Source organism: Streptococcus shenyangsis, assembly GCF_006385785.1.
Lineage (GTDB): Bacteria > Bacillota > Bacilli > Lactobacillales > Streptococcaceae > Streptococcus > Streptococcus shenyangsis.
Genome location: NZ_VFSH01000014.1, coordinates 1 through 25,237 on the forward strand (window position 1 = coordinate 1; position 25,237 = coordinate 25,237).

At 39.8% G+C, this 25,237-nt stretch carries 20 protein-coding genes and 3 pseudogenes; 19 read left to right on the forward strand and 4 right to left on the reverse strand.

The window, feature by feature from the left end; all coding sequences use genetic code 11:
• The 11 genes and pseudogenes from FJR77_RS08835 to ileS form a co-directional block, all read left to right on the forward strand.
• A partial coding sequence (locus FJR77_RS08835) for an IS3 family transposase (RefSeq protein WP_133162783.1) occupies positions 1 to 96 on the forward strand: 96 nt, incomplete at its 5' end.
• Positions 97 to 128: 32 nt separating this feature from the next.
• Positions 129 to 245, forward strand: a pseudogene (locus FJR77_RS08840) (NUDIX hydrolase); the annotation flags it as partial.
• Between the two features lie 90 nt (positions 246 to 335).
• Positions 336 to 1,040, forward strand: a complete 705-nt coding sequence (locus FJR77_RS08845; protein ID WP_140834562.1) for a YwaF family protein — start codon at positions 336 to 338, stop codon at positions 1,038 to 1,040.
• Between the two features lie 219 nt (positions 1,041 to 1,259).
• Positions 1,260 to 2,633: a cell division protein FtsA gene (gene ftsA / locus FJR77_RS08850; RefSeq protein ID WP_049535035.1), complete on the forward strand. Its 1,374-nt coding sequence runs from the start codon at positions 1,260 to 1,262 to the stop codon at positions 2,631 to 2,633.
• A 17-nt stretch (positions 2,634 to 2,650) separates the two neighbouring features.
• Positions 2,651 to 3,910, forward strand: a complete 1,260-nt coding sequence (gene ftsZ / locus FJR77_RS08855; protein WP_140860122.1) for a cell division protein FtsZ — start codon at positions 2,651 to 2,653, stop codon at positions 3,908 to 3,910.
• 4 nt (positions 3,911 to 3,914) lie between these two features.
• Positions 3,915 to 4,586, forward strand: coding sequence for a YggS family pyridoxal phosphate-dependent enzyme (locus FJR77_RS08860; RefSeq protein WP_140834559.1), 672 nt, complete (start codon positions 3,915 to 3,917; stop codon positions 4,584 to 4,586).
• A 9-nt stretch (positions 4,587 to 4,595) separates the two neighbouring features.
• Positions 4,596 to 5,141, forward strand: a complete 546-nt coding sequence (locus FJR77_RS08865) for a cell division protein SepF (RefSeq protein ID WP_000053378.1) — start codon at positions 4,596 to 4,598, stop codon at positions 5,139 to 5,141.
• Entirely contained in the window at positions 5,141 to 5,404 is a 264-nt protein-coding gene (locus FJR77_RS08870; RefSeq protein ID WP_140834558.1) for a YggT family protein, read from the forward strand. The genes FJR77_RS08865 and FJR77_RS08870 overlap by 1 nt, the downstream gene beginning before the upstream one ends.
• Positions 5,401 to 6,186, forward strand: coding sequence for a YlmH family RNA-binding protein (locus tag FJR77_RS08875; protein ID WP_140834556.1), 786 nt, complete (start codon positions 5,401 to 5,403; stop codon positions 6,184 to 6,186). The genes FJR77_RS08870 and FJR77_RS08875 overlap by 4 nt, the downstream gene beginning before the upstream one ends.
• Before the next feature lie 8 nt (positions 6,187 to 6,194).
• The gene (locus tag FJR77_RS08880) at positions 6,195 to 7,076 is read left to right on the forward strand and encodes a DivIVA domain-containing protein (RefSeq protein WP_001123206.1); all 882 of its coding nucleotides are present in this window, start codon (positions 6,195 to 6,197) and stop codon (positions 7,074 to 7,076) included.
• Between the two features lie 252 nt (positions 7,077 to 7,328).
• Positions 7,329 to 10,121 carry an isoleucine--tRNA ligase gene (gene ileS / locus FJR77_RS08890; protein WP_140834555.1) on the forward strand — a complete coding sequence of 931 codons (2,793 nt, stop codon included), beginning with the start codon at positions 7,329 to 7,331 and terminating at the stop codon, positions 10,119 to 10,121.
• A gap of 340 nt (positions 10,122 to 10,461) precedes the next feature.
• On the opposite strand, the gene FJR77_RS08895 is transcribed toward ileS, so the two are convergent.
• Positions 10,462 to 11,253 carry a nucleotidyltransferase domain-containing protein gene (locus FJR77_RS08895; protein WP_140834554.1) on the reverse strand — a complete coding sequence of 264 codons (792 nt, stop codon included), beginning with the start codon at positions 11,251 to 11,253 and terminating at the stop codon, positions 10,462 to 10,464.
• 228 nt (positions 11,254 to 11,481) lie between these two features.
• On the opposite strand from FJR77_RS08895, the gene FJR77_RS08900 reads away from it, so the two are divergent.
• The 4 genes from FJR77_RS08900 to FJR77_RS08915 all read left to right on the forward strand — a co-directional run bounded on the left by FJR77_RS08900 (position 11,482) and on the right by FJR77_RS08915 (position 18,332).
• The gene (locus tag FJR77_RS08900) at positions 11,482 to 12,174 is read left to right on the forward strand and encodes a phosphoglycerate mutase (RefSeq protein ID WP_000240129.1); all 693 of its coding nucleotides are present in this window, start codon (positions 11,482 to 11,484) and stop codon (positions 12,172 to 12,174) included.
• Positions 12,175 to 12,226: 52 nt separating this feature from the next.
• A complete protein-coding gene (locus FJR77_RS08905) occupies positions 12,227 to 14,638 on the forward strand; it encodes a glycoside hydrolase family 95 protein (RefSeq protein ID WP_140834553.1) in 2,412 nt (803 codons plus the stop codon).
• Between the two features lie 282 nt (positions 14,639 to 14,920).
• A complete protein-coding gene (locus tag FJR77_RS08910; RefSeq protein ID WP_140834551.1) occupies positions 14,921 to 15,622 on the forward strand; it encodes an ABC transporter ATP-binding protein in 702 nt (233 codons plus the stop codon).
• Between the two features lies 1 nt (position 15,623).
• The gene (locus FJR77_RS08915) at positions 15,624 to 18,332 is read left to right on the forward strand and encodes an ABC transporter permease (protein ID WP_140834550.1); all 2,709 of its coding nucleotides are present in this window, start codon (positions 15,624 to 15,626) and stop codon (positions 18,330 to 18,332) included.
• A gap of 414 nt (positions 18,333 to 18,746) precedes the next feature.
• Here FJR77_RS08915 and FJR77_RS08920 read toward each other — a convergent pair whose 3' ends face one another.
• Positions 18,747 to 19,610, reverse strand: a complete 864-nt coding sequence (locus FJR77_RS08920) for a helix-turn-helix domain-containing protein (protein WP_061759300.1) — start codon at positions 19,608 to 19,610, stop codon at positions 18,747 to 18,749.
• Between the two features lie 195 nt (positions 19,611 to 19,805).
• Between FJR77_RS08920 and FJR77_RS10425 the strand changes: the two are divergent.
• The 4 genes and pseudogenes from FJR77_RS10425 to FJR77_RS08935 form a co-directional block, all read left to right on the forward strand.
• Positions 19,806 to 19,970, forward strand: a pseudogene (locus tag FJR77_RS10425) (PhrA family quorum-sensing system peptide); the annotation flags it as partial.
• Positions 19,971 to 20,419: 449 nt separating this feature from the next.
• The gene (locus FJR77_RS08925) at positions 20,420 to 22,435 is read left to right on the forward strand and encodes a DUF1430 domain-containing protein (protein ID WP_061759302.1); all 2,016 of its coding nucleotides are present in this window, start codon (positions 20,420 to 20,422) and stop codon (positions 22,433 to 22,435) included.
• 1 nt (position 22,436) lies between these two features.
• The gene (locus FJR77_RS08930; protein ID WP_061759304.1) at positions 22,437 to 23,069 is read left to right on the forward strand and encodes an ABC transporter ATP-binding protein; all 633 of its coding nucleotides are present in this window, start codon (positions 22,437 to 22,439) and stop codon (positions 23,067 to 23,069) included.
• 140 nt (positions 23,070 to 23,209) lie between these two features.
• Positions 23,210 to 23,368: pseudogene (locus tag FJR77_RS08935) on the forward strand (competence protein ComA); the annotation flags it as partial.
• Between the two features lie 180 nt (positions 23,369 to 23,548).
• On the opposite strand, the gene tpx reads toward FJR77_RS08935, so the two are convergent.
• Complete coding sequence (gene tpx / locus FJR77_RS08940) at positions 23,549 to 24,040, reverse strand: thiol peroxidase (protein WP_049535060.1); 492 nt, start codon at positions 24,038 to 24,040, stop codon at positions 23,549 to 23,551.
• A 237-nt stretch (positions 24,041 to 24,277) separates the two neighbouring features.
• The gene (psaA, locus tag FJR77_RS08945) at positions 24,278 to 25,207 is read right to left on the reverse strand and encodes a metal ABC transporter substrate-binding lipoprotein/adhesin PsaA (protein WP_000733069.1); all 930 of its coding nucleotides are present in this window, start codon (positions 25,205 to 25,207) and stop codon (positions 24,278 to 24,280) included.
• Between the last annotated feature and the right edge of the window lie 30 nt (positions 25,208 to 25,237).

Consider the following 25,237-nt stretch of genomic DNA (forward strand, 5'->3'; position numbering starts at 1 on the left):
ATTGTAGACTATATTGATTACTACAACAATAAACGAATTAAGGTAAAACTAAAAGGACTCAGTCCTGTGCAATACAGAACTAAATCCTTCGGATAAATTGATTGTCTAACTTTTTGGGGTCAGTACACCTTCAATTTTTTGCCATTGACCAACTGCCAGCCTTATCTGAAAAACGCATTACCAAGGAGCAAATAGAGCTTCTTTGGCAGGTTTATCAAGGTCAGAGGGAGCAATATCTTGACTAAGAAGATGATTATCGTATTTCTAAATTCATTTTTCTTAAGTAGCATGGTATAATAAAATGCAGGAAAATTTTGAATCATGAGGAAGACTAGATGAATTTATGGGATATTTTCTTTACGACCCAAGCAACAGAGCCACCCAAGTTTGATCTTTTTTGGTATATCAGTATATTTACACTCTTGGGTTTGACCTTTTATACAGCCTATCGCTATCGTGAAAAGAAGGCTTACCAACGATTTTTCCAAATCTTGCAGGCTGTTCAGTTGATCCTACTTTATGGTTGGTATGGGGTCAACCATATGCCACTGTCAGAAAGTTTACCTTTCTACCATTGCCGTATGGCTATGTTTGTGGTGCTCTTACTTCCTGGTCAGTCTAAATATAGGCAGTATTTTGCATTACTAGGAACATTTGGGACATTAGCTGCCTTTGTTTATCCAGTGCCAGATCCCTATCCTTTCCCACATATTGCCATTTTGTCCTTTATCTTTGGGCACTTAGCTCTCTTGGGGAACTCACTGGTTTATCTCTTGAGACAGTACGATGCGAGAATGCTAGATGTGAAAAGAATTTTTCTCATGACCTTTGCATTAAATGCCTTGATTTTTGTGGTCAATTTGGTAACAGGTGGAGATTACGGATTCTTGACCAAACCTCCATTGGTTGGAGATCACGGCTTAGTGGCTAATTATTTAATCGTTTCTCTGGCCTTGTCGGGAGCGATTACCTTGACAAAGAAAATTTTGGAACTATTTTTAGAACAAGAAGCAGAAAAAATGATTGCAAAGAAAGCTTAGAAATGAGCTTTCTTTTTTGTACAATAGACAGATTGTTGACAAAGTTTACAGTGAATGAATTTCTGAACAGAAAAACAAAAAAATTGGCTAGTAAATTTAGGAAAAAACTGAGCACGATGAGATTTTTTGTGTTATAATATTCTGTGAATAGCTATGCCCACGTTTAGCTATTGAATATTACGAAGTTAGAAACTTGGAAGATAGAGAGGATGCGATGTAATGGCTAGAGAAGGCTTTTTTACAGGTCTAGATATTGGAACAAGCTCTGTCAAGGTGCTTGTAGCCGAGCAGAGAAATGGTGAATTAAATGTAATTGGTGTGAGTAATGCCAAAAGTAAAGGTGTAAAGGATGGAATTATTGTTGATATTGATGCAGCAGCAACTGCTATCAAATCAGCAATTTCCCAAGCGGAAGAAAAAGCAGGCATTTCAATTAAATCAGTGAATGTTGGTTTACCAGCTAATCTCTTACAGGTAGAACCAACTCAAGGAATGATTCCAGTCACATCTGATACCAAGGAAATTATGGATCAAGATGTCGAAAATGTTGTCAAATCAGCTTTGACAAAGAGTATGACGCCTGATCGTGAGGTTATCACATTCATTCCTGAGGAATTTATTGTGGATGGTTTTCAAGGAATTCGTGACCCACGTGGCATGATGGGGGTTCGCCTTGAAATGCGTGGTTTACTTTATACAGGTCCTCGCACTATTTTACATAACCTACGTAAGACAGTTGAACGTGCAGGTGTTCAGGTTGAAAATATTATTATTTCACCACTAGCAATGGTTCAATCGATTTTGAATGAAGGTGAACGTGAATTTGGTGCTACAGTGATTGATATGGGAGCAGGACAGACAACTGTTGCTACAATCCGTAACCAAGAACTCCAGTTCACCAATATTCTCCAAGAAGGCGGAGATTACGTAACTAAGGATATCTCTAAAGTCTTGAAGACATCACAGAAACTAGCCGAAGGTTTGAAATTAAACTATGGAGAGGCTTATCCTCCTCTCGCAAGTAAAGAAACATTCCAAGTCGAAGTGATTGGGGAAGTAGAACCTGTTGAAGTAACAGAAAATTACTTGTCAGAGATTATTTCTGCACGAATTAAGCATATTTTTGAACAAATCAAACAAGACTTAGACAGAAGACATTTATTGGATCTTCCTGGTGGCATTGTTTTGATTGGTGGAACGGCTATTTTACCGGGTATTGTGGAGCTTGCTCAAGAAGTTTTTGGTGTTCGTGTGAAACTCTATGTTCCAAACCAAGTTGGAATTCGTAATCCTGCCTTTGCGCATGTGATTAGTCTATCAGAATTTGCGGGACAATTGACAGAAGTACATCTCTTGGCTCAACGAGCAGTCAAGGGTGATGAAGGATTATTCCAACAACCGCTCAGTTTCGGGGGAATGATTCAGAAAACAGCTCAGTTTGTTCAATCAACTACTGTTCAACCAGCTCCTACTCCAGAAGTAGAACCTGTAGCTCCTGCAGAACAAGTTGCAGAATTTCAACAGACTTCACAAAATAAACCGAAATTAGCAGATCGTTTCCGTGGCTTGATCGGAAGCATGTTTGACGAATAAAGAGGAAAAAATAAATTATGACATTTTCATTTGATACAGCTGCTGCCCAAGGTGCAGTGATTAAAGTAATTGGTGTCGGTGGAGGTGGTGGCAATGCCATCAACCGTATGGTCGACGAAGGTGTTACAGGCGTAGAATTTATCGCAGCAAATACAGATGTGCAAGCCTTGAGCAGTACAAAAGCTGAGACTGTTATTCAGTTAGGACCTAAATTGACTCGTGGTTTGGGTGCAGGAGGTCAACCTGAGGTTGGTCGTAAGGCTGCTGAAGAAAGCGAAGAAACACTGACGGAAGCTATCAGTGGCGCGGATATGGTCTTCATCACTGCTGGTATGGGAGGAGGCTCTGGAACTGGAGCTGCCCCTGTTATTGCTCGTATTGCAAAAGATTTGGGTGCTCTTACAGTTGGTGTTGTAACACGTCCGTTTGGTTTTGAAGGAAGCAAGCGTGGACAATTTGCTGTAGAAGGAATCAATCAACTTCGTGAGCATGTAGATACTCTATTGATTATCTCAAACAATAACTTGCTTGAAATTGTTGATAAGAAGACACCGCTTCTTGAAGCTCTTAGCGAAGCAGATAACGTTCTCCGTCAAGGTGTTCAAGGAATTACCGATTTGATTACCAATCCAGGATTGATTAACCTTGATTTTGCCGATGTGAAAACGGTAATGGCAAATAAAGGGAATGCTCTTATGGGTATTGGTATCGGTAGTGGAGAAGAACGTGTTGTTGAAGCAGCACGTAAGGCAATTTACTCTCCACTTCTTGAAACAACAATTGATGGAGCAGAAGATGTGATTGTCAACGTAACTGGTGGTCTTGACTTAACCTTGATTGAGGCAGAAGAGACTTCACAAATTGTGAACCAAGCAGCAGGACAAGGAGTAAACATCTGGCTCGGTACTTCAATTGATGAAAGTATGCGTGATGAGATTCGTGTAACAGTTGTTGCAACGGGTGTTCGTCAAGACCGCGTAGAAAAGGTTGTGACTCCACAAGCTAGACCGACTACTAACTACCGTGAAACAGTGAAACCATCTCATTCACATGGATTTGATCGTCATTTTGATATGGCAGAAACAGTTGAATTGCCAAAACAAAATCAACGTCGTTCGGATCAAACTCAAACATCTGCTTTTGGTGATTGGGATTTACGTCGTGAGACACTCGTTCGTCCGACGGATTCAGTAGTGTCGCCGGTAGAACGCTTTGAAATTCCAAATTCGCAAGATGAAGATGAGTTGGATACACCTCCATTTTTCAAAAATCGTTAAGTAAATGAATGTAAAAGAAAATACAGAACGTGTTTTTCTAGAAATTGCAGAAGCTAGTCTGAGTGCTCATCGCAAGAGTGGCTCAGTCTCTGTCATTGCAGTTACCAAGTATGTAGATGTACCGACAGCGGAAGCCTTGCTTCCGCTAGGGGTTCATCATATCGGTGAAAATCGTGTAGATAAGTTTCTAGAGAAATATCAAGCTTTAAAAGATCGAGATGTGACTTGGCATTTGATTGGTACCTTGCAAAGACGTAAGGTGAAAGATGTCATTCAATATGTTGATTATTTTCATGCCTTGGATTCAGTAAAGCTAGCAGAGGAAATTCAAAAAAGAAGTGACCGAGTCATCAAGTGTTTCCTGCAAGTAAATATTTCTAAAGAAGAAAGTAAACACGGCTTTTCGAGAGAAGAATTATTGGAAGTCTTGCCAGAGTTAGCCAAACTAGATAAGATTGAATATGTTGGTTTGATGACAATGGCGCCATTTGAGGCTAGCAGTGAACAGTTGAAAGAGATTTTCAAGGCGACTCAAGATTTACAAAGAGAAATCCAAGAAAAACAAATTCCAAATATGCCTATGACCGAGTTAAGTATGGGAATGAGTCGTGATTATAAAGAAGCGATTCAATTCGGTTCCACCTTTGTTCGCATAGGTACAGCATTTTTTAAGTAGGAGAGAACCATGTCTTTAAAAGATAGATTCGATAGATTTATAGATTATTTTACGGAGGATGAGGATTTAAGTCTCCCTAATGAAAAACGAGATGAGCCCATTTTAACTCCAGTAAATTCTACACAGGAAAAGGCTCTCTCAACGAATCCAACACCACGCACAAGCACAAGTAGTACAAAAGAAACTAATATTACTAGACTGCATGCACGTCAACAAGAGTTAGCCAAGCAAAATCAACATTCTACTGAAAAAGTAACAATCGATGTTCGTTACCCTAGAAAATATGAAGATGCGATAGAAATTGTTGATTTATTAGCAGGAAACGAAAGTATTTTGATTGATTTTCAATATATGACTGAGGTGCAAGCTCGTCGTTGTTTAGATTATCTGGATGGTGCTTGCCATGTTCTAGCTGGAAATTTGAAAAAGGTAGCATCTACCATGTACCTGTTGACACCAGTGAATGTTATTGTAAATGTTGAAGATATCCGTTTACCAGATGAAGATCAACAAGGTGAGTTTGATTTTGATATGAGACGAAATAGAGTACGATAATGATTTTTTTAATTCGTATGATTTATAATGCAGTGGATATTTACTCCCTGATTTTGGTAGCCTTTGCTGTCATGTCTTGGTTTCCAGGTGCCTACGAATCAAGTTTAGGTCGTTGGATTGTAGCATTGGTAAAACCAGTGCTTGCTCCTTTGCAACGTCTGCCTTTACAGATAGCAGGTCTAGATTTATCTGTTTGGGTTGCGATTGTTTTGGTTCGGTTTTTAGGGGAAAACTTAGTGCGTTTTCTGGCGATGATGGGATGAATAAAGGGATTTACCAGCATTTCTCTATAGAAGATCGCCCCTTTCTTGATAAGGGAATGGAATGGATAAAGAAGGTAGAAGATAGCTATGCTCCTTTTTTAACTCCTTTTATCAATCCTCATCAGGAGAAGCTATTAAAAATTTTAGCCAAAACCTATGATCTTGCTTGTAGCAGTAGTGGGGAATTCGTCTCAAGTGAGTATGTTCGAGTTTTATTATACCCAGATTATTTCCAGCCAGAGTTTTCAGATTTTGAAATGTCTCTCCAGGAAATTGTATATTCCAATAAATTTGAACACTTAACGCATGCTAAGATTTTAGGGACAGTCATCAATCAATTAGGGATTGAACGGAAACTTTTTGGAGATATCCTAGTAGATGAAGAACGGGCGCAGATTATGATTAATCAACAGTTTCTTCTTCTCTTTCAAGATGGATTAAAGAAAATTGGCCGTATACCCGTTTCGCTGGAGGAACGTCCTTTCACCGAGAAAATAGATAAGCTAGAACAGTATAGAGAGCTGGATTTATGCGTGTCTAGTTTTAGATTAGATGTTCTTTTATCAAATGTTTTAAAACTATCTAGAAATCAAGCAAACCAGTTGATTGACAAGAAACTTGTCCAAGTAAATTATCATATGGTAGACAAATCAGATTATACTGTTCAAGTTGGAGACTTGATTAGTGTGAGAAAATTTGGGCGTTTGAGGTTACTTCAAGATAAGGGACAAACTAAAAAAGAGAAGAAAAAAATAACAGTCCAGTTGTTATTAAGTAAGTGAGGAAAAATATGCCAATTACATCGTTAGAAATCAAAGATAAAACCTTTAGCACACGCTTTAGAGGTTTTGATCCAGAAGAAGTAGATGAATTTTTAGATATTGTAGTCCGTGATTATGAAGATTTAGTCCGCTCTAATCATGATAAGGATTTACATATTAAGAGTTTAGAAGATCGTTTGTCTTACTTTGATGAGATGAAAGATTCATTGAGCCAGTCTGTATTGATTGCTCAAGATACAGCTGAACGAGTAAAACAAGCTGCATCTGAACGTTCAAACAATATTATCCATCAAGCAGAGCAAGATGCACAACGTTTATTGGAAGAAGCTAAGTACAAGGCAAATGAAATTCTTCGTCACGCAACTGATAATGCTAAGAAAGTTGCTGTTGAAACAGAAGAATTGAAGAACAAGAGTCGTGTCTTCCACCAGCGTCTTAAATCTACAATTGAGAGTCAGTTGGCTATCGTTGAATCTTCAGATTGGGAAGATATTCTTCGTCCAACAGCTACTTATCTTCAAACCAGTGATGAAGCCTTTAAAGAAGTGGTTAGCGAAGTGCTTGGAGAACCGATTCCAGCTCCAATTGAGGAAGAACCAATTGATATGACACGTCAATTCTCTCAGGCAGAAATGGCAGAGTTACAAGCTCGTATTGAGGCAGCCAATAAAGAATTGGCTGAATTTGAAGCTCAGGCTAAACAGGAAGTGGAAAATCCAACTCCTGTAGTGAGTCCTCAAATTGAAGAAGAGCCTGCTCATCCAGTTGGTCCAATGTATGAAGAGCCAGAAGTAGTCCCAAGCCATTACTCAGGCCCAACACCAGCTACTGAAGCTGTAAGCTCAGAACCAGGATTTGAGGCACCGCAAGAATCTGTTACAATTTTATAAGAAACGATGTGAGAACAATATCTTATCCTTATATTTCCAGCGAGCAGGAGATGGTGTGAGTCCTGCATTCCCTAATGATAAGATTATCCTCTCAAAAACTCAAGTCTGAAGCTAGTAAGATTTGACGTTCCCCACGTTACGGGAAAAGAGGGAGAAAGACTAGATCTTTTTCCGAACAAAGGTGGTACCACGATTTTCGTCCTTTTTGGCAGTCGTGGTTTTTAATTTGTTATTATTTATAAAGGAGATACCATGAAACTTAAAGATACCCTTAACCTTGGGAAAACAGCTTTCCCAATGCGTGCAGGCCTTCCTACCAAAGAGCCAGTTTGGCAAAAGGAATGGGAAGATGCAAAACTTTACCAACGTCGTCAAGAATTGAACCAAGGAAAACCTCATTTCACCTTGCATGATGGCCCTCCATACGCGAACGGAAATATCCACGTTGGACATGCTATGAACAAGATTTCAAAAGATATCATTGTTCGCTCAAAATCTATGTCAGGTTTTTACGCACCATTTATCCCTGGTTGGGACACTCATGGTCTGCCAATCGAGCAAGTTTTGGCAAAACAAGGTGTTAAACGCAAAGAAATGGACTTGGTTGAGTACTTGAAACTTTGCCGTGAATACGCTCTTTCTCAAGTAGATAAACAACGTGAAGACTTTAAACGTTTGGGTGTTTCTGGTGACTGGGAAAATCCATATGTGACTTTGACTCCTGATTATGAAGCAGCGCAAATCCGTGTCTTCGGTGAGATGGCTAATAAAGGTTATATCTACCGTGGTGCAAAACCAGTTTACTGGTCTTGGTCATCTGAGTCAGCCCTTGCTGAAGCAGAGATTGAATACCATGACTTGGTTTCAACTTCTCTTTATTATGCAAATAAAGTAAAAGATGGCAAAGGTGTTCTAGATACAGATACTTACATCGCTGTCTGGACAACTACTCCATTTACCATTACAGCTTCTCGTGGTTTGACTGTTGGAGCGGATATTGATTACGTTTTGGTTCAACCTGCTGGTGAAACTCGTAAGTTTGTGGTTGCTGCAGAATTGTTAACTAGCTTGTCTGAGAAATTTGGCTGGGCTGATGTTCAAGTTTTGGCAACTTACCGTGGTCAAGAACTCAACCACATCGTAACAGAACACCCATGGGATACAGCTGTAGATGAATTGGTTATCCTTGGTGATCACGTTACCACTGACTCTGGTACTGGTATTGTCCATACAGCCCCTGGTTTTGGTGAAGACGACTACAATGTCGGTATTGCTAATGGTCTTGAAGTTGCGGTCACTGTTGATGAACGCGGTATCATGATGGCTAATGCTGGTGCTGAGTTTGAAGGTCAATTCTATGAAAAGGTAGTTCCAACTGTTATCGAGAAACTTGGTAACCTCCTTCTTGCCCAAGAAGAAATCTCTCACTCATATCCATTTGACTGGCGTACTAAGAAACCAATCATCTGGCGTGCAGTACCACAATGGTTTGCCTCAGTTTCTAAATTCCGCCAAGAAATCTTGGATGAAATTGAAAAGGTGAAATTCCACTCAGAATGGGGTAAAGTCCGTCTTTACAATATGATCCGTGACCGTGGCGACTGGGTTATCTCTCGTCAACGTGCTTGGGGTGTTCCGCTTCCTATCTTCTACGCTGAAGATGGTACAGCTATCATGACTGCTGAAACTATTGAACATGTAGCTCAACTCTTTGAAGTACATGGTTCAAGCATTTGGTGGGAACGCGATGCCAAGGACCTCTTGCCAGAAGGATATACTCACCCAGGTTCACCAAATGGTGAATTCAAGAAAGAAACAGATATCATGGACGTTTGGTTTGACTCAGGTTCATCATGGAATGGGGTTGTAGTAAACCGTCCAGAATTAACTTACCCAGCAGACCTTTATCTTGAAGGTTCTGACCAATACCGTGGTTGGTTCAACTCTTCACTTATCACATCTGTTGCCAACCATGGCGTAGCACCATACAAACAAATCTTGTCACAAGGTTTTGCCCTTGATGGTAAAGGTGAGAAGATGTCTAAATCTCTTGGAAATACCATTGCTCCAAGTGATGTTGAAAAACAATTTGGTGCTGAAATTTTGCGTCTCTGGGTAACAAGTGTAGACTCAAGCAACGACGTGCGTATTTCTATGGATATCTTGAGCCAAGTCTCTGAAACTTACCGTAAAATCCGTAACACCCTTCGTTTCTTGATTGCCAATACATCTGACTTTAACCCAGCTCAAGATACAGTAGTTTACGATGAGCTTCGCTCAGTTGATAAGTACATGACGATTCGCTTTAACCAGCTTGTGAAAACGATTCGTGATGCCTATGCTAACTTTGAATTCTTGACAATCTACAAGGCCTTGGTGAACTTTATCAACGTTGACTTGTCAGCCTTCTACCTTGATTTTGCTAAGGACGTTGTTTACATCGAAGGTGCCAAATCACTGGAACGCCGTCAAATGCAGACTGTCTTCTATGACATTCTTGTTAAAATCACCAAACTCTTGACACCAATCCTCCCTCACACTGCAGAGGAAATCTGGTCATACCTTGAGTTTGAAGCCGAAGACTTCGTTCAATTGTCAGAATTGCCAGAAGCAGAAACTTTTGCTAACCAAGAGGAAATCTTGGATACATGGGCTGCATTCATGGATTTCCGTGGACAAGCTCAAAAAGCCTTGGAAGAAGCTCGTAATGCCAAAGTTATCGGTAAATCACTCGAAGCACACTTGACAGTTTATCCGAACGAAGTTGTGAAAACTCTACTCGAAGCAGTAAACAGTAATGTAGCTCAACTTTTGATCGTGTCTGAATTGACTATCGCAGAAGGACCAGCTCCAGAAACTGCTGTTAGCTTCGAAGATGTAGCCTTCACAGTAGAACGCGCTGCAGGTGAAGTATGTGACCGTTGCCGTCGTATCGACCCAACAACAGCAGAACGCAGTTACCACGCAGTCATTTGTGACCACTGTGCAAGCATCGTAGAAGAAAATTTCGCGGACGCAGTCGCAGAAGGATTTGAAGCGAAATAAGGTTGAAAAATCTAGAGAAAACTCAATTTGAGAAGGAAAGACAACTAATTTTATAATCTATAAAACGCATTGTATCACGTTTTTGAATACCTGATATGATGCGTTTTTATCATGTTAGAAGTTTATTGTCGTTTTCTTGTTTCAATTAATACTTTTCGAAAATCTCTTCAAACTACGTCAATGTTGCCTCACTGTACTTCAGCACAGCTTGCGACTAGCTTCCTAGTTTGCTTTTTGATTTTCATTGAGTATAACTTTACATCGTTATCTATTGTTGAATTTCAAAAAGCTCATGATTCATCTGAAAAGTAGATTTCATGAGCTTTTATCTGTTGGCGTTCTAAATGGATTCATCAACCAAATGTTTAAGATTTGATAGGAGATGCTCCAAAGTTAGGACTGTTTTCTGATGGTGATCTAGTTGGTAGAGATTTTGAAAGTAGTCTTGAATATCGTTTTCAAAATTTTGAGGTAGATGAGAGCAATTGTTTTTTGCGAACTGGAGCATGCGTTTTTCTCCTGGATGGAGCTGCTCATTGAAGGCGAAGAGCAAATCAAAATAAGAGGCGAAAAACTCACTAGTGCGGTGATTGATGCTGAGTAAGTCTTGGCGTTTGAGAGCTTTTTTGATTTGTCTTGAAAAAGCTGGCATAGCTTGGTCGAGAAGCAGGAATTGCTTGTTGATGATATTCTTTTTCAGCTCAGCTGGATAAGGAAGATTGTACTTTTTCTGGAGGGCAGCATAGTGACCATCTTGATTGTAGATAATCTTACTATTGAGAAGATTGTACCACATACAAGTAGTGTAAGAATTCTGGGCTTGATGCTCTAAAACTACGGCTTGTAAATCTTTGTCAAATTCGTCTAAAGAGCGGTAAATCAGCTCGATTTCGATACCATTATTGAGAACACAATCATCTTCCAATTCCCAAAATTGATTACCGATTTCCATATAGGAGCAATGTTTACTGAGGATTTCTTTTCGTATGTCTGGCGAGAGAGGAGAACTGAGGTAGACATATACATCATAATCAGAGTCTTTGTCAAAATCTTGTCCAGCCCGTGAGCCTCCTAGAGCTAGAGCCTCTACTTGCTCTAGTTGAGCCAATTCTTTAAAGAGATGTTGTGGCATAATGTTAACCTTCTTTATTTTTTGACATCATTCTAACAAAAAGTAAGGAGACTAGCAAGAGTGAAATGGAAATTTCTTCTCATATATTTGCTGATCTTGTTCAAAGCAATCCAACTGCCAAACAGTCGGTTCCTTTTTGGTTTTGACTAGCTTTTTTGTGAAAAATTGTGTAAAATAGAATAGATAAACGAGGGGAAACCTCGGAAAATTTAAAGGAGAATCCATCTAATGGTAAAATTGGTTTTTGCTCGCCACGGTGAGTCTGAATGGAACAAAGCTAACCTTTTCACTGGTTGGGCTGATGTTGATTTGTCTGAAAAAGGTACACAACAAGCGATTGACGCTGGTAAATTGATCAAAGAAGCTGGTATCGAATTTGACCAAGCTTATACTTCAGTATTGAAACGTGCGATCAAAACAACTAACTTGGCTCTTGAAGCTTCTGACCAATTGTGGGTTCCAGTTGAAAAATCATGGCGCTTGAATGAACGTCACTACGGTGGTTTGACTGGTAAAAACAAAGCTGAAGCTGCTGAACAATTTGGTGATGAACAAGTTCACATCTGGCGTCGTTCATACGATGTATTGCCTCCAAACATGGACCGTGATGATGAGCACTCAGCTCACACTGACCGTCGTTACGCTTCACTTGACGACTCAGTCATTCCAGATGCTGAAAACTTGAAAGTAACTTTGGAACGTGCCCTTCCATTCTGGGAAGATAAAATCGCTCCAGCTCTTAAAGATGGTAAAAACGTATTTGTAGGAGCTCACGGTAACTCAATCCGTGCCCTTGTAAAACACATCAAAGGTTTGTCAGATGACGAAATCATGGATGTGGAAATCCCTAACTTCCCACCATTAGTATTCGAATTCGACGAAAAATTGAACGTAGTTTCTGAATACTACCTTGGAAAATAAAAAATTGTAAGTCTAGAATTGATTTCTAGGCTTTTTATGTTAGTATGGTAGTATGATAAGGAATAAAAAACAAGATTATGTACTGACCTACAAGCAACCAGCTTCAACTACTTACAAGGGTTGGGAAGAAGAGGCCTTACCGCTAGGCAATGGTTGTTTAGGAGCTAAAGTCTTTGGGCTTATAGGGGCTGAGCGGATTCAATTCAATGAAAAAAGTCTCTGGTCTGGTGGTCCACTTCCTGATAGTTCCGATTATCAGGGTGGAAATCTTCAGGATCAGTATGGTTTTTTAGCTGATATTCGGCAGGCTTTGGAAAAGAGAGATTACAATCGGGCTAAGGAACTGGCGGAGCAGCATCTAGTCGGGCCCCAAACGAGTCAATATGGGACCTATCTGTCCTTTGGGGATATTCACATTGAGTTCAGCCAGCAAGGTACGACTTTGTCTCAGGTGACGGACTATCAGAGACAGCTGAATATTAGTAAGGCACTTGCGATGACTTCTTATGCCTATAAGGGAACGCGATTTGAACGTGAAGCTTTTGCCAGTTTTCCAGATGATCTCTTGGTTCAGCGTTTTACTAAGGAAGGGGCGGAAACTCTAGATTTTACTATAGAACTGTCGCTAAGTCGTGATTTGGCTTCTGATGGAAAGTATGAGCAGGAAAAATCTGATTACAAGGAATGCAAGTTGGATGTCTTTGATTCTCATATCTTGATGAAGGGGAGGGTCAAGGACAATGACCTGCGGTTTGCTGGCTGTCTAGCTTGGGAAACGGATGGAGACATTAGAGTCTGGTCAGATAAGATTCAGATATCAGGAGCCAGTTATGCCAATCTCTTCTTGGCTGCTAAGACGGATTTTTCCCAAAATCCTGCTAGCAATTATCGCAAGAAAATAGATTTAGAGCAACAGGTAAAAGACTTGGTGAAGATAGCTAAAGAAAAGGGCTATACCCAATTGAAATCAAGGCATATTCAGGATTACCAAGCCTTATTCCAGCGTGTTCAATTGGATTTGGGAGCTGATTTTGAATCATCCCCTACAGATGATTTGCTAAAAAATTATAAGCCACAAGCGGGGCAGGCTTTGGAGGAATTGTTCTTCCAGTATGGGCGGTATTTATTGATTAGTTCTTCTAGAGACTGCCCAGATGCTCTACCAGCTAACCTACAGGGAGTCTGGAATGGGGTCGATAATCCTCCTTGGAATTCGGACTATCACCTGAATATCAACCTGCAGATGAATTATTGGCCAGCCTATGTTACCAATCTCCTAGAGACGGCTTTTCCAGTCATCAACTATATCGATGATTTGCGAGTCTATGGTCGTCTAGCGGCTGCAAGGTATGCAGGAATTGTCTCTCAGGAAGGGGAGGAGAATGGTTGGTTGGTTCATACTCAAGCGACTCCTTTTGGCTGGACGGCACCTGGTTGGGATTACTATTGGGGTTGGTCACCAGCTGCCAATGCGTGGATGATGCAAACTGTTTATGAAGCCTATTCATTTTACAGGGACCAAGACTATCTCAGGGAGAAAATTTATCCCATGTTGAAGGAAACGGTTCGTTTTTGGAATGATTTTTTACATGAGGATCAGCAGGCTCAACGTTGGGTATCTTCTCCGTCTTATTCCCCAGAACATGGACCGATTTCGATTGGCAATACCTATGACCAATCTCTGATTTGGCAGTTATTTCATGATTTTATACAGGCTGCTCAGGAATTGGGGCTGGATGGGGATTTGTTGACGGAAGTCAAAGAAAAATTTGACCTGCTTAATCCTCTACAAATCACTCAATCTGGTCGAATCAGAGAGTGGTATGAGGAGGAAGAACAGTATTTTCAAAATGAGAAGGTGGAGGCTCAACATCGGCATGCTTCTCATCTGGTGGGACTTTATCCTGGAAATCTCTTTAGTCATAAGGGACAAGACTATCTTGAAGCGGCGCGTGCTAGTCTCAATGATCGTGGAGACGGGGGCACAGGCTGGTCCAAGGCTAATAAGATCAATCTCTGGGCGCGTCTAGGAGATGGAAATCGAGCCCATAAATTATTAGCAGAGCAGTTAAAGACATCCACCTTGCCCAATCTTTGGTGCACCCATCCTCCTTTTCAGATAGATGGTAATTTTGGTGCTACTAGTGGTATGGCAGAAATGTTGCTCCAGTCTCATACAGCTTATCTAGTGCCCCTAGCTGCCCTACCCGATGCTTGGTCAACAGGTTCTATTTCAGGTTTAATGGCACGTGGACATTTTGAAGTTAGTATGCGGTGGGAGGATAAAAAACTCTTACAGATGACCATTTTATCAGGAAGTGGAGGAGATTTGCGAGTCTCTTATCCAGGTATTGAAAAAAGTGTGATTGAAGTGAATCAAGAAAAAGCAAAAGTGAAATGTATAGGGAAAGATTGTATTTCAGTGGCGACAGCAGAAGGCGATCTGGTTCAATTTTCTTTTTAAGAAGATGTCATACTCTTAGAAAATCAAATTCAAACCACGTCAGCGTCGCCTTACCGTATATATGTGACTGACTTTGTCAGTCTTATCTACAACCTCAAAGCGGTGCTTTGAGCAACCTGCGGCTAGCTTCCTAGTTTGCTCTTTAATTTTCATTGAGTATTAGAAGGCAGTAATTTGGAACTGCCTTTTTTGAAGGATTTGAAAATGTAAGCAGTTTCCAACTATTTGAAAAAGCGTTATAATGGTAGTAGGAAGTAATTTGTTTGAGAGAGGGTGGGGCTTATGGCTTATATTGAGATGAAACACTGTTACAAGCGTTATCAGGTTGGGGACACGGAGATTGTGGCCAATCGTGATGTGAATTTTGAGATTGAAAAGGGTGAATTGGTAATCATTCTAGGTGCATCTGGTGCAGGCAAGTCAACAGTTCTTAACCTTCTTGGAGGCATGGATACCAATGACGACGGGGAAATCTGGATTGATGGTGTCAATATTGTAGACTATAGTTCCTACCAGCGCACCAATTACCGCCGCAATGATGTCGGTTTTGTTTTTCAGTTTTATAATCTAGTTTCTAATTTAACTGCTAAGGAAAATGTAGAACTGGCATCAGAAATTGTGACAGATGCCTTGAATCCTGAACAGGTCTTGACAGATGTAGGTCTGGCTCATCGTCTCAATAACTTTCCAGCCCAGCTTTCTGGAGGGGAGCAACAGCGAGTCTCCATTGCACGCGCGGTAGCCAAAAATCCTAAAATTCTCCTTTGTGATGAACCGACAGGCGCCTTGGATTATCAGACGGGTAAGCAGGTTTTGAAAATTCTCCAAGATATGTCTCGTCAAAAGGGAGCGACGGTGATCATCGTGACTCATAATGGAGCTTTGGCGCCCATTGCTGATCGCGTGATTCATATGCACGATGCCAGTGTCAAGGATGTGGTGATCAACCCGCATCCTCAGGATATCGACAATTTGGAGTACTAGCATGATCAAACGAAAAACCTATTGGAAGGACTTGATTCAGTCCTTCACAGGCTCTAAGGGGCGTTTTTTATCCATTTTAACCTTGATGATGCTGGGTTCTTTAGCTCTAGTAGGCCTCAAAGTGACTAGCCCCAACATGGAGGCGACAGCTAATGCTTATTTAACAACTGCTCAAACTTTGGATTTGGCAGTCATGTCTAACTATGGTTTGGATCAAGCAGATCAAAAAGAATTAGAACAGATAGAGGGTGCAGAGGTTGAGTTTGGCTATTTGACAGATGTGACTATGGAAAATAGGCAGGATGCCATTCGGCTGTACTCCAAACCAGAGCGAATTTCAACCTTTCAGCTAAGAGAGGGACGACTTCCTCAGTCAGACAAGGAAATCGCTTTGGCCACTCATTTGCAGGGCCAATATCGTGTAGGACAGGAGATTAGTTTTAAAGAAAAAGAAGAGGGTCATTCCTCTTTAAAAGACCATAGGTATACCATTACTGGTTTTGTGGATTCAGCTGAAATCCTCTCCCAGCGAGATATGGGCTACGCAGGCAGTGGAAGTGGGACTCTGACAGCCTATGGGGTGATTTTACCTAGTCAGTTTGATCAGAAAGTCTACAATATAGCACGCTTAAAATATCAAGATTTGTCAGGTTTAAATGCTTTCTCAGCAGCTTATGAAGAAAAATCCAAACAGCATCAGGAAGATCTAGAACAAGCTTTGTCAGATAATGGTAAGGCACGTCTGCAACTCTTGAAAAAAGAAGGACAAGAGTCTCTAGACAAAAGTAAAGAGACCCTTGATAAGGCTGAGACTAATTTGCAGGAAGGCAAGCGTCGTTTAGCAACTGCTCAAGCTCGTTTACAAGCTCAGGAAAGTCAACTAGCCTTGCTTCCTCAAGCTCAGAGAGATCAAGCCAGTGCTCAACTTACCCAAGCCAAGCAGGAATTGAGCAAGGAAGAGGATAAACTAAAGCAGGCTGAACAAAATCTAGCTCAAGAAAAGGAAAAATTAGAAAAACATCAGCAAGTTTTGGATGATTTGGCTGAGCCTAAGTATCAAGTCTATAATCGTCAGACCATACCAGGTGGACAGGGCTATCTCATGTATAGCAATGCTTCATCCAGTATTCGAGCAGTGGGCAATATCTTTCCTGTGGTGCTTTATGCCGTAGCGGCCATGGTGACCTTTACAACCATGACTCGCTTTGTGGATGAAGAGCGAACACATGCAGGAATTTTTAAGGCCTTGGGCTATCGTAGCAAGGATATTATCGCCAAGTTTCTCCTCTACGGCCTAGTAGCTGGGACTGTCGGAACAGCTCTAGGTAGCATCCTTGGCCATTATTTACTAGCCAGTGTGATTTCAAGTGTCATTACAAAAGGCATGGTGGTAGGAGAAACCCAGATTCAGTTCTATTGGACCTATAGCTTACTGGCTCTTGTCTTGAGTTGGTTGGCGAGTGTGTTACCAGCCTATCTGGTGGCTCGTAGGGAACTTCATGACGAAGCAACCCAACTTTTACTGCCTAAACCACCTGTCAAAGGGGCCAAAATCTTACTGGAACGTATCGGCTTTATCTGGCACCGTCTCAGTTTTACTCATAAGATAACAGCTCGCAATATCTTTCGTTATAAGCAGCGGATGTTGATGACGATCTTTGGTGTGGCAGGTTCTGTAGCTCTGCTCTTTGCAGGTTTGGGAATCCAATCCTCTGTAGCAGGAGTTCCGTATAGACAGTTTCAATATATCCAACAGTATCAGATGATTGTTTCTGAAAATCCTAGTGCGACCAATCAGGATAAGGCAAATCTAGAAGAAGTGTTGAAAGGGCAGGACATCCAAGCCTACCAGAAAATTTATTCTAAGACGCTAGACAAGGATTTCAAAGGTAAGGCTGGTCTTCAGACCATTACCCTTATGATGACAGAGAAGGAAGATTTGACTCCCTTTATCCATCTTCAAAGCCATCAGCAGGAGCTGACATTAAAAGATGGCGTCGTTATCACAGCTAAACTTGCCCAGCTGGCAGGTGTCAAGGCTGGGCAGATTCTAGAAATTGAAGGTAAGGAGCTAAAGGTCGCTGCCATTTCTGAGAACTACGTTGGCCACTTTATTTATATGAGTCAAGCTAGCTATGAGCAACTTTATGAACAGCTACCCCAAGCCAACACTTATCTGGTCTCGTTAAGGGATACCAGTGCTACTAGTATCGAAAGACAAGCCGGCTTACTTATGAATCAATCTGCGTTGTCCAGCGTTGTCCAGAACGCTTCAGCCATTCGACTCTTTGACTCGGTCGCCAGTTCACTCAATCAGACCATGACCATCTTGGTCATCGTGTCGGTTCTATTGGCTATCGTTATCCTTTACAATCTAACAAATATAAATGTAGCTGAGAGAGTCCGTGAACTCTCCACTATCAAGGTTCTCGGTTTTCATAATAATGAAGTCACCCTCTACATTTACCGTGAGACGATTGTGCTGTCCCTTGTGGGAATCGTACTTGGTCTGGTATCTGGTTTCTATTTACACCAATTTTTGATTCAAATGATTTCGCCTGCGACTATTCTCTTTTATCCGCAGGTAGGTTGGGAAGTCTATGTAATCCCAGTGGCAGCAGTAAGCATCATTTTGACCTTGCTTGGTTTCTTCGTCAATCATCATCTGAGAAAGGTTGATATGCTTGAAGCCTTGAAATCTGTAGAGTAATACTCTTCGAAAATCTCTTCAAACTACGTTAGCCATATCTACAACCTCAAAACAGTATCTTGAGCAGCCTACGGCTAGTTTCCTAGTTTGCTCTTTGATTTTCATTGAGTATAAGGTAGTTGTTTTTATCTGATTGAAATTATATTTACTCGTAAATCATGACCATCCGTCAAACGGGTGGTTTGTCCCAGGGCTATAAGCCCAAATTACCAACCAGCGCCTACAGACGCTGGCTTTCACTTTGTTCAAGCCTCATTGCTCTTGACTCGTCACTTGCCTATTAAAGAGGCTTTAGTATTACTTACCACTATCCCTAAAGGAATCTTCACATAATTATAAGGCTGATAGTGAAATTAATACTATCAGCCTTACAGGTTATTTAACGTTTCAGAAAAACTATAATGTCAAGATTAACTAAACAGTATCTAATTCCTTCAAATAATTTTCTATCTTCATCAACATTAAAGGATTGTTATAAATCTTACATAACTCTCTTGCTTCTATATAATAATTTTTGACTTGTTCTTTGTCTAGAAATTTGGCTCCAGCATTTCCTGCAAGAATAAGTAGAGGAGCCAGTTGGTAGCTTGTCTGTCTTTGTTTACAGAGTTCAATCGTCTCAAGAGCTTCTTGGATGGCTTCGTTATATTTTTCCTTTGACACTAGGTAGTGAGCGTAGTTGTAACGAACTCTGATGTAGCCAAATAAAAACTCTTGATGCTCAAAATTTTTTGTCTGATATAACTCCATTAAATGAGAGTAGTTTGCCTCATATTCTTGTTCACGACCCACTAAGGAATGGAAATTAGATAGAGTATTCAATACCTTTAAATAAATCAGAGTATTTGAGGAGACTTTTAATAATATATTTTCCAATGAAGAAATAGCCTCACACTTACTGTCATATTGATAGAAGTCAATAATAGCTTTAATCCATTCAAGGTAAGTTCGGTCTTCTAGTGTTAGAAAAGTACTTCGTTCAATCTCTATTCTATAAATATATTCCAAATCGTCATAATTTCTGTCATCTAATAGTCGAGCAGATAATTGCTTGAAATTAGAGAGGTTAGATTTAATTTCAATTTGTTCATTAAAAAAATAATCTAATGGTACTTCAAGTCGTTGTGAGAGTTTGAACAAAAGGTCTGCGGAGGGAATGAAATGCCCTCTCTCAATTTTACTAATCTGGCTTTGTTCACAAATTCCTTCTGCAAGAGTTTGTTGGGAGAGTCTCAACTCTTTTCTTTTCAATCTGAATTTCTCTGCGAGTGTATTCATTAAAGATAATAAACCTTCCTATTTGCTTAATTTCATTATAAAATTTTTAGTTCAAAATAGCAAGTTAAAGAAATAAATAATTCTTTATGGTAATAACCTGAAAAAAAAGTCAAAAATTACATAAAAATGCTTGGCTAAATAAAATATATCTGTTAAAATAAGGATAACGAAAAAGAAAAGGGTTTCACGAATGAAAAAAATCGTGGAATTAAAAAATTAGTTACATTTGCATTACTAGGTGTTTTTATGTTTAGTAATACAATTCCTTACCAACAGTTTATTCAGAAGAATAAACAATTGGAGATTCGAGTGCAATCACAAAAGAAGTCCAATGGTCTTGATGTTGGGAAGGCTGATTGATTTCGTATTACTTTAAAATTCAACTATTTAGAGAAAGGTATTCTTATGAGAGCTTGTAACAATACCAGATAGATATCAGAATGGAGATGTTTGATAAAATGCTTTCATAGCTAACCAACTGTTGAAAATTATGAGTTACAAAATCTAAAGTATTTAAGATTGGTTTATAAAATTAGGTCCCTGTCTGTAGAAAGGAACATGCAGTTAGAAAGGAGGAAAAAATAGGATACTATAATTCAGACTGAAATTTCTAATTAAAATATGTAGTTGCATTTCGCTCATTTTCATAATATTTCATTCAGAGGAGTAATAATATGTTAAAAATTAGATTTGATGCGAGATGGTAAAGAATAATTGAAGAAGATTCTTTTATCAATAGTTTAGTAAGCTTGTTAGTTTATAGAGGTCAGGGGTATTTCTGCCCTCTGTTTTAGAATAAGGAATGCACTATGAAAAAATTATTTATACTCATATCCAACCTGCTTGCTAGTTTGTTCTTTGTTTGGGTATTTACCATTTGGACTGATACATATGTCTCCCATTATTACCCCAACGTTGTTGTACGTGATTCTTCCCCTGAAACAACTTTTCAGCATGTTGCTACACGCTTGGAAAAACTAGCAGAAGAAACGGATAGCTTTATTGCGATTCAACACCAAGATCCTAACTCAGAAGGTACTACAGTTTTTTCTTATACGACCTTTGGGAACGGAAAGTTGCCTGATGGGCTTCAGGAAAAAAAACTAGAAGATGCTCAAAGTAGTAGTGTTGAAACAAACTATTTTGTATTCGATGGACACCTAGATATTCACTTGCTAAAGGAGGAGCTAAGTCAACTTGGCTTGACTAACATGCACCTGACAATTCCATCTAAACTATCTACGTTAATGGCTATCTTTAGTAACGGATTTCAGTTAATCAGTCTATTGATTTTCATCTTAACCTTTGGAGCACTGACTTTAATTAGTCAAATTAGCCAATTACGGTCGTCGGGCATTCGCCTCATTTCAGGAGAGAAACGGTGGTCCATTTTCCTTAGACCAGTTGGTGAGGATTTGAAAGGGATAGCTGTTGGTTTCAGTTTAGCTGGCGTGCTCGCCATTCTTATGCAAAAAATTCTGTCGCTTCCAACGCAATCCCTAATGACCATAGAAGAAGGCTTGCTCAGTTATAATCTCATCTTGTTGTCGATCTCCCTGTTTTTCGCTCAACTCTTCGCAGTTGGGATAAAAAAGATACACCTGATGCAGATTATAAAAGGGCAAGTGCCTGTCAGAGGAATCATTAGTTTGATTTTAATCGGTCAACTATTAGCGATTATTATTGTAACGCTGGGAATAGGGAGTAGCTTAAAGTATTCCCAAGCCTGGCAACAGCATCGGATTGGACAAGAGGTTTGGAGTCAGGAAAGGCAACTGACTATCCTATCAATCAGCCGTGAAGGAACGAGTCCTGGTTTTGATGAACAAGCTCAAAGGAAATTCAGAACTTGGTATCAATTGATGGATCTGGCTGTTTCAGAACAAAAGGCTTTCTTATCTAGACACCAGTTAATTGACCGTACTTTGCAAAATGGCATGGCTTCCTCCAAAAACTTGGCAACCTCTACAGAATGGCACGATTACAGCCCGAATGGCAATGTCCTTATCGTCACACCGCAATACTTGGAGCGTCAAAACATTCCTGTAGATACAACTATTGAGCAAAAGATGAATCACCTTGATGTAGGGGAGTTTGTCTTATTGCTGCCTGAACACCTCCGTTCAGAGGAAGAACATTATAAATCTGTTTTTGAAGACGACTTAACCAGTCGCATGTCTAGTCAAGATGAACGACAGCAAATGACTGCTACGGTAGGTTATTTGGAATCAGGTCAGGATCGTTTTGTGTATAATACGACCCCTATTTCTTACCAGCAGTTTTTGAAAGATCCAATCATCATTGTTATAACACCCCAATCAACTGGTCCACAGTCCATTTTGTTTTGGGTAGACGCAGTACAGAACTACGTTCTCTTTAATCAATTGTCTGATGCCCAGGAGCTTATCCAGAGACAAGGCATTGAAAATTGGGTCTCAGAAATGCAAACAGGTTACCACAACTACATCACATTATCGGATAATATCCAGAGGGAACGTTGGGTAATGCTAGCAGGAGCTGTGCTTGGGATTGCAACTTCAATCTTGTTGTTTAACACTATGAATAGGCTCTACTTTGAAGAATTTAGACGTGCCATTTTTATCAAACGCATTGCAGGTCTCAGGTTCTTAGAAATCCATCGCACTTATCTCTTTGCTCAACTGGGTGTGTTTTTACTGGGATTTGTTGCGAGTTTATTTCTTATGGTAGAGATAGTAGTTGCTTTCTTAGTCTCGTTACTCTTTACTGGTCTATCTCTTTTACAGTTACATGTCCAAATGCAGAAAGAAAACAAGATGTCCATGCTTGTTTTGAAGGGAGGTTAATATGATTGAACTTAAACAGGTGAGTAAATCTTTTGGAGAACGAGAGTTATTTTCGAATCTTTCAATAACATTTGAGGCTGGAAAAGTCTATGCCTTAATTGGTTCAAGTGGTAGCGGAAAAACAACCTTGATGAACATGATTGGGAAATTAGAATCTTATGATGGCACGATTTTTTACCGAGGTAAAGACTTGGCCAAGTATAAATCGAGTGATTTTTTCCGTCACGAATTGGGCTACCTCTTCCAGAACTTTGGCTTAATTGAAAACCAAAGTATTGAAGAAAACCTTAAGCTAGGTCTCATTGGTCAAAAGTTGAGTCGGTCGGAACAGCGGTTGAGGCAGAAGCAGGCTTTAGAACAGGTCGGCCTGGCTTATCTTGACCTAGATAAGCGCATCTTTGAGTTATCGGGCGGAGAATCGCAACGGGTTGCCTTGGCAAAAGTTATCTTAAAGAATCCACCCCTTATTCTGGCAGATGAGCCAACAGCTTCAATAGACCCAGCAACCTCTCAGTTGATTATGGAGATTTTGCTATCTCTTCGAGATGATAATAGGCTAATCATTATCGCAACACATAATCCGGCAATTTGGGAGATGGCTGATGAAGTGTTCACGATGGATCGTCTGAAATAAAAATCCTTGTTTTTAATTGCACGATTAGTTACTGAAATATTATCATGAATCAATAATTGGAGTTAATTTAGAATTGTACTTTATTAATATTGAGGTAACTTTTTCTTGATAAAGGAAGAAATAGTGGAGAGGAAGTTAGATTGAAAAAATTCGACAATTATATTATTGAGAAGCCTTGCGATTCTAATTCAGATAAACTGCAAAAAATCTCAATAATTGAAAGTTTGGTAGATGATGTTTTGCAATTTTCTCTCAGAATCAATAATAGTGTAGGAGAGATTTTCCTCCTACAACCGTTTCAAAAGAAATATTTACCCATTGGAAGAAGATGTTGCAGTGGATAATGTGTTACTCACTGAAAAATATAATTTTCAACTAAAAGATTTTGAAGGATTCATTTCAAAATAAACAATAATTAAAGAATAAGAAAAATCCTCCGTTTCAAAGAGTAGGGAACTCTTTGTGACAGAGGATTTTTTCTATAGGGCTTTAGCAGCTGCAATTGCGGCTTCGAAGTTTGGTTCAGAGTTGATATTATCCACGTATTCAACGTAGCGAATCGTATTGTCAGTGTCGAGGATAAAGACTGCGCGTGCCAATAGGTGCCACTCATTGATTAAGAGAGCATAATCACGTCCAAAGGAATGGTCGAAATAGTCTGAGAGCATGATGGCATTTTCAATACCTTCAGCACCACACCAACGTTTTTGGGCAAATGGTAGGTCCATAGAAACAGTCAAGACGACCGTGTTGTCCAGTCCAGCCAGTTCTTCATTAAAGCGACGCGTTTGAGTTGAGCAGATACCTGTATCGATAGAAGGCACGACACTCAAGACTTTTTTCTTACCATCAAAATCAGCCAGAGATTTTTTAGAAAGGTCTGTTGCAGTGAGAGAAAAATCAAGCGCCTTGTCGCCGACTTGTAGTTGTTTACCTGTAAAGCTCACAGGATTTCCGAGAAAAGTTACCATAAGATACTCCAATCTTTTTTCTTCCATTGTAGCTGAAACGGTCAGAATTTTCCAATGATTTGACTGGAAATGTAGGCATAGAAAAAACGCCAGCTCATGTGAGAATGACGTTTTTCAGAGTCTTATACTCAATGAAAATCAAAGAGCAAACTAAGAAGCTAGCCACAGGTTGCTCAAAACACTGTTTTGAGGTTGCAGATGGAAGCTGACGTAGTTTGAAGAGATTTTCGAAGAGTATTATTTTGCCAATCCTTCAGCAATCTTGTCAAGGTTGTATTTCATCATGTTGTAGTAGCTGTCGCCTTCTTTACCTTGTTCTGCGATAGAGTCAGTAAAGATTTGTGCGTAGATTGGGATATTTGTATCTTGTGAGACAGTCTTCATTGGACGGTCATCTACACTTGATTCTACAAAGAGTGATGGAACTTTTGTTTGGCGAAGTTTTTCAACCAAGGTCTTGATTTGTTCAGGTGTTCCTTCTTCTTCAGTATTGATTTCCCAGATGTAGGCACTTGGGACACCATAGGCTTTAGAGAAGTATTTGAATGCTCCTTCGCTGGTTACAATGAGTTTCTTTTCAGCAGGGATGTTATTAAATTTATCCTTACTTTCTTTATCAAGTTTGTCTAACTTATCAGTATATTCTTTGAGATTTTTTTCATAGAATTCCTTGTTGTTAGGATCTTTAGCGCTCAATTGTTTGGCGATATTTTTAGCAAAGATAATTCCATTTTCAAGGTTAAGCCAAGCGTGTGGGTCTTCTTTACCTTTTTCATTTTTTCCTTCAAGGTAGATAACATCAACGCCTTCGCTGACTGCAAAGTAGTCTTTGTTTTCAGTTTTCTTAGCATTTTCTACCAATTTGCTAAACCAAGCATTGCCACCTGTTTCAAGGTTGATACCGTTATAGAAAATGAGGTCAGCCTCAGAAGTTTTCTTAACATCTTCAGGGAGTGGTTCGTATTCGTGTGGGTCTTGTCCAATCGGAACGATACTGTGAAGATCAATCTTGTCACCAGCAATATTTTTAGTAATATCAGCGATGATTGAGTTTGTAGCAACAACTTTTAGTTTTTGACCAGAAGCTGCATCTTTTTTTCCGCTAGCACATGCTACAAGAGCAATAACGGAAAGAAAGAGAACGAGTAATGTACCTAATTTTTTCATTAGATCCTCCAATTTATTGGGGTTTTGCCC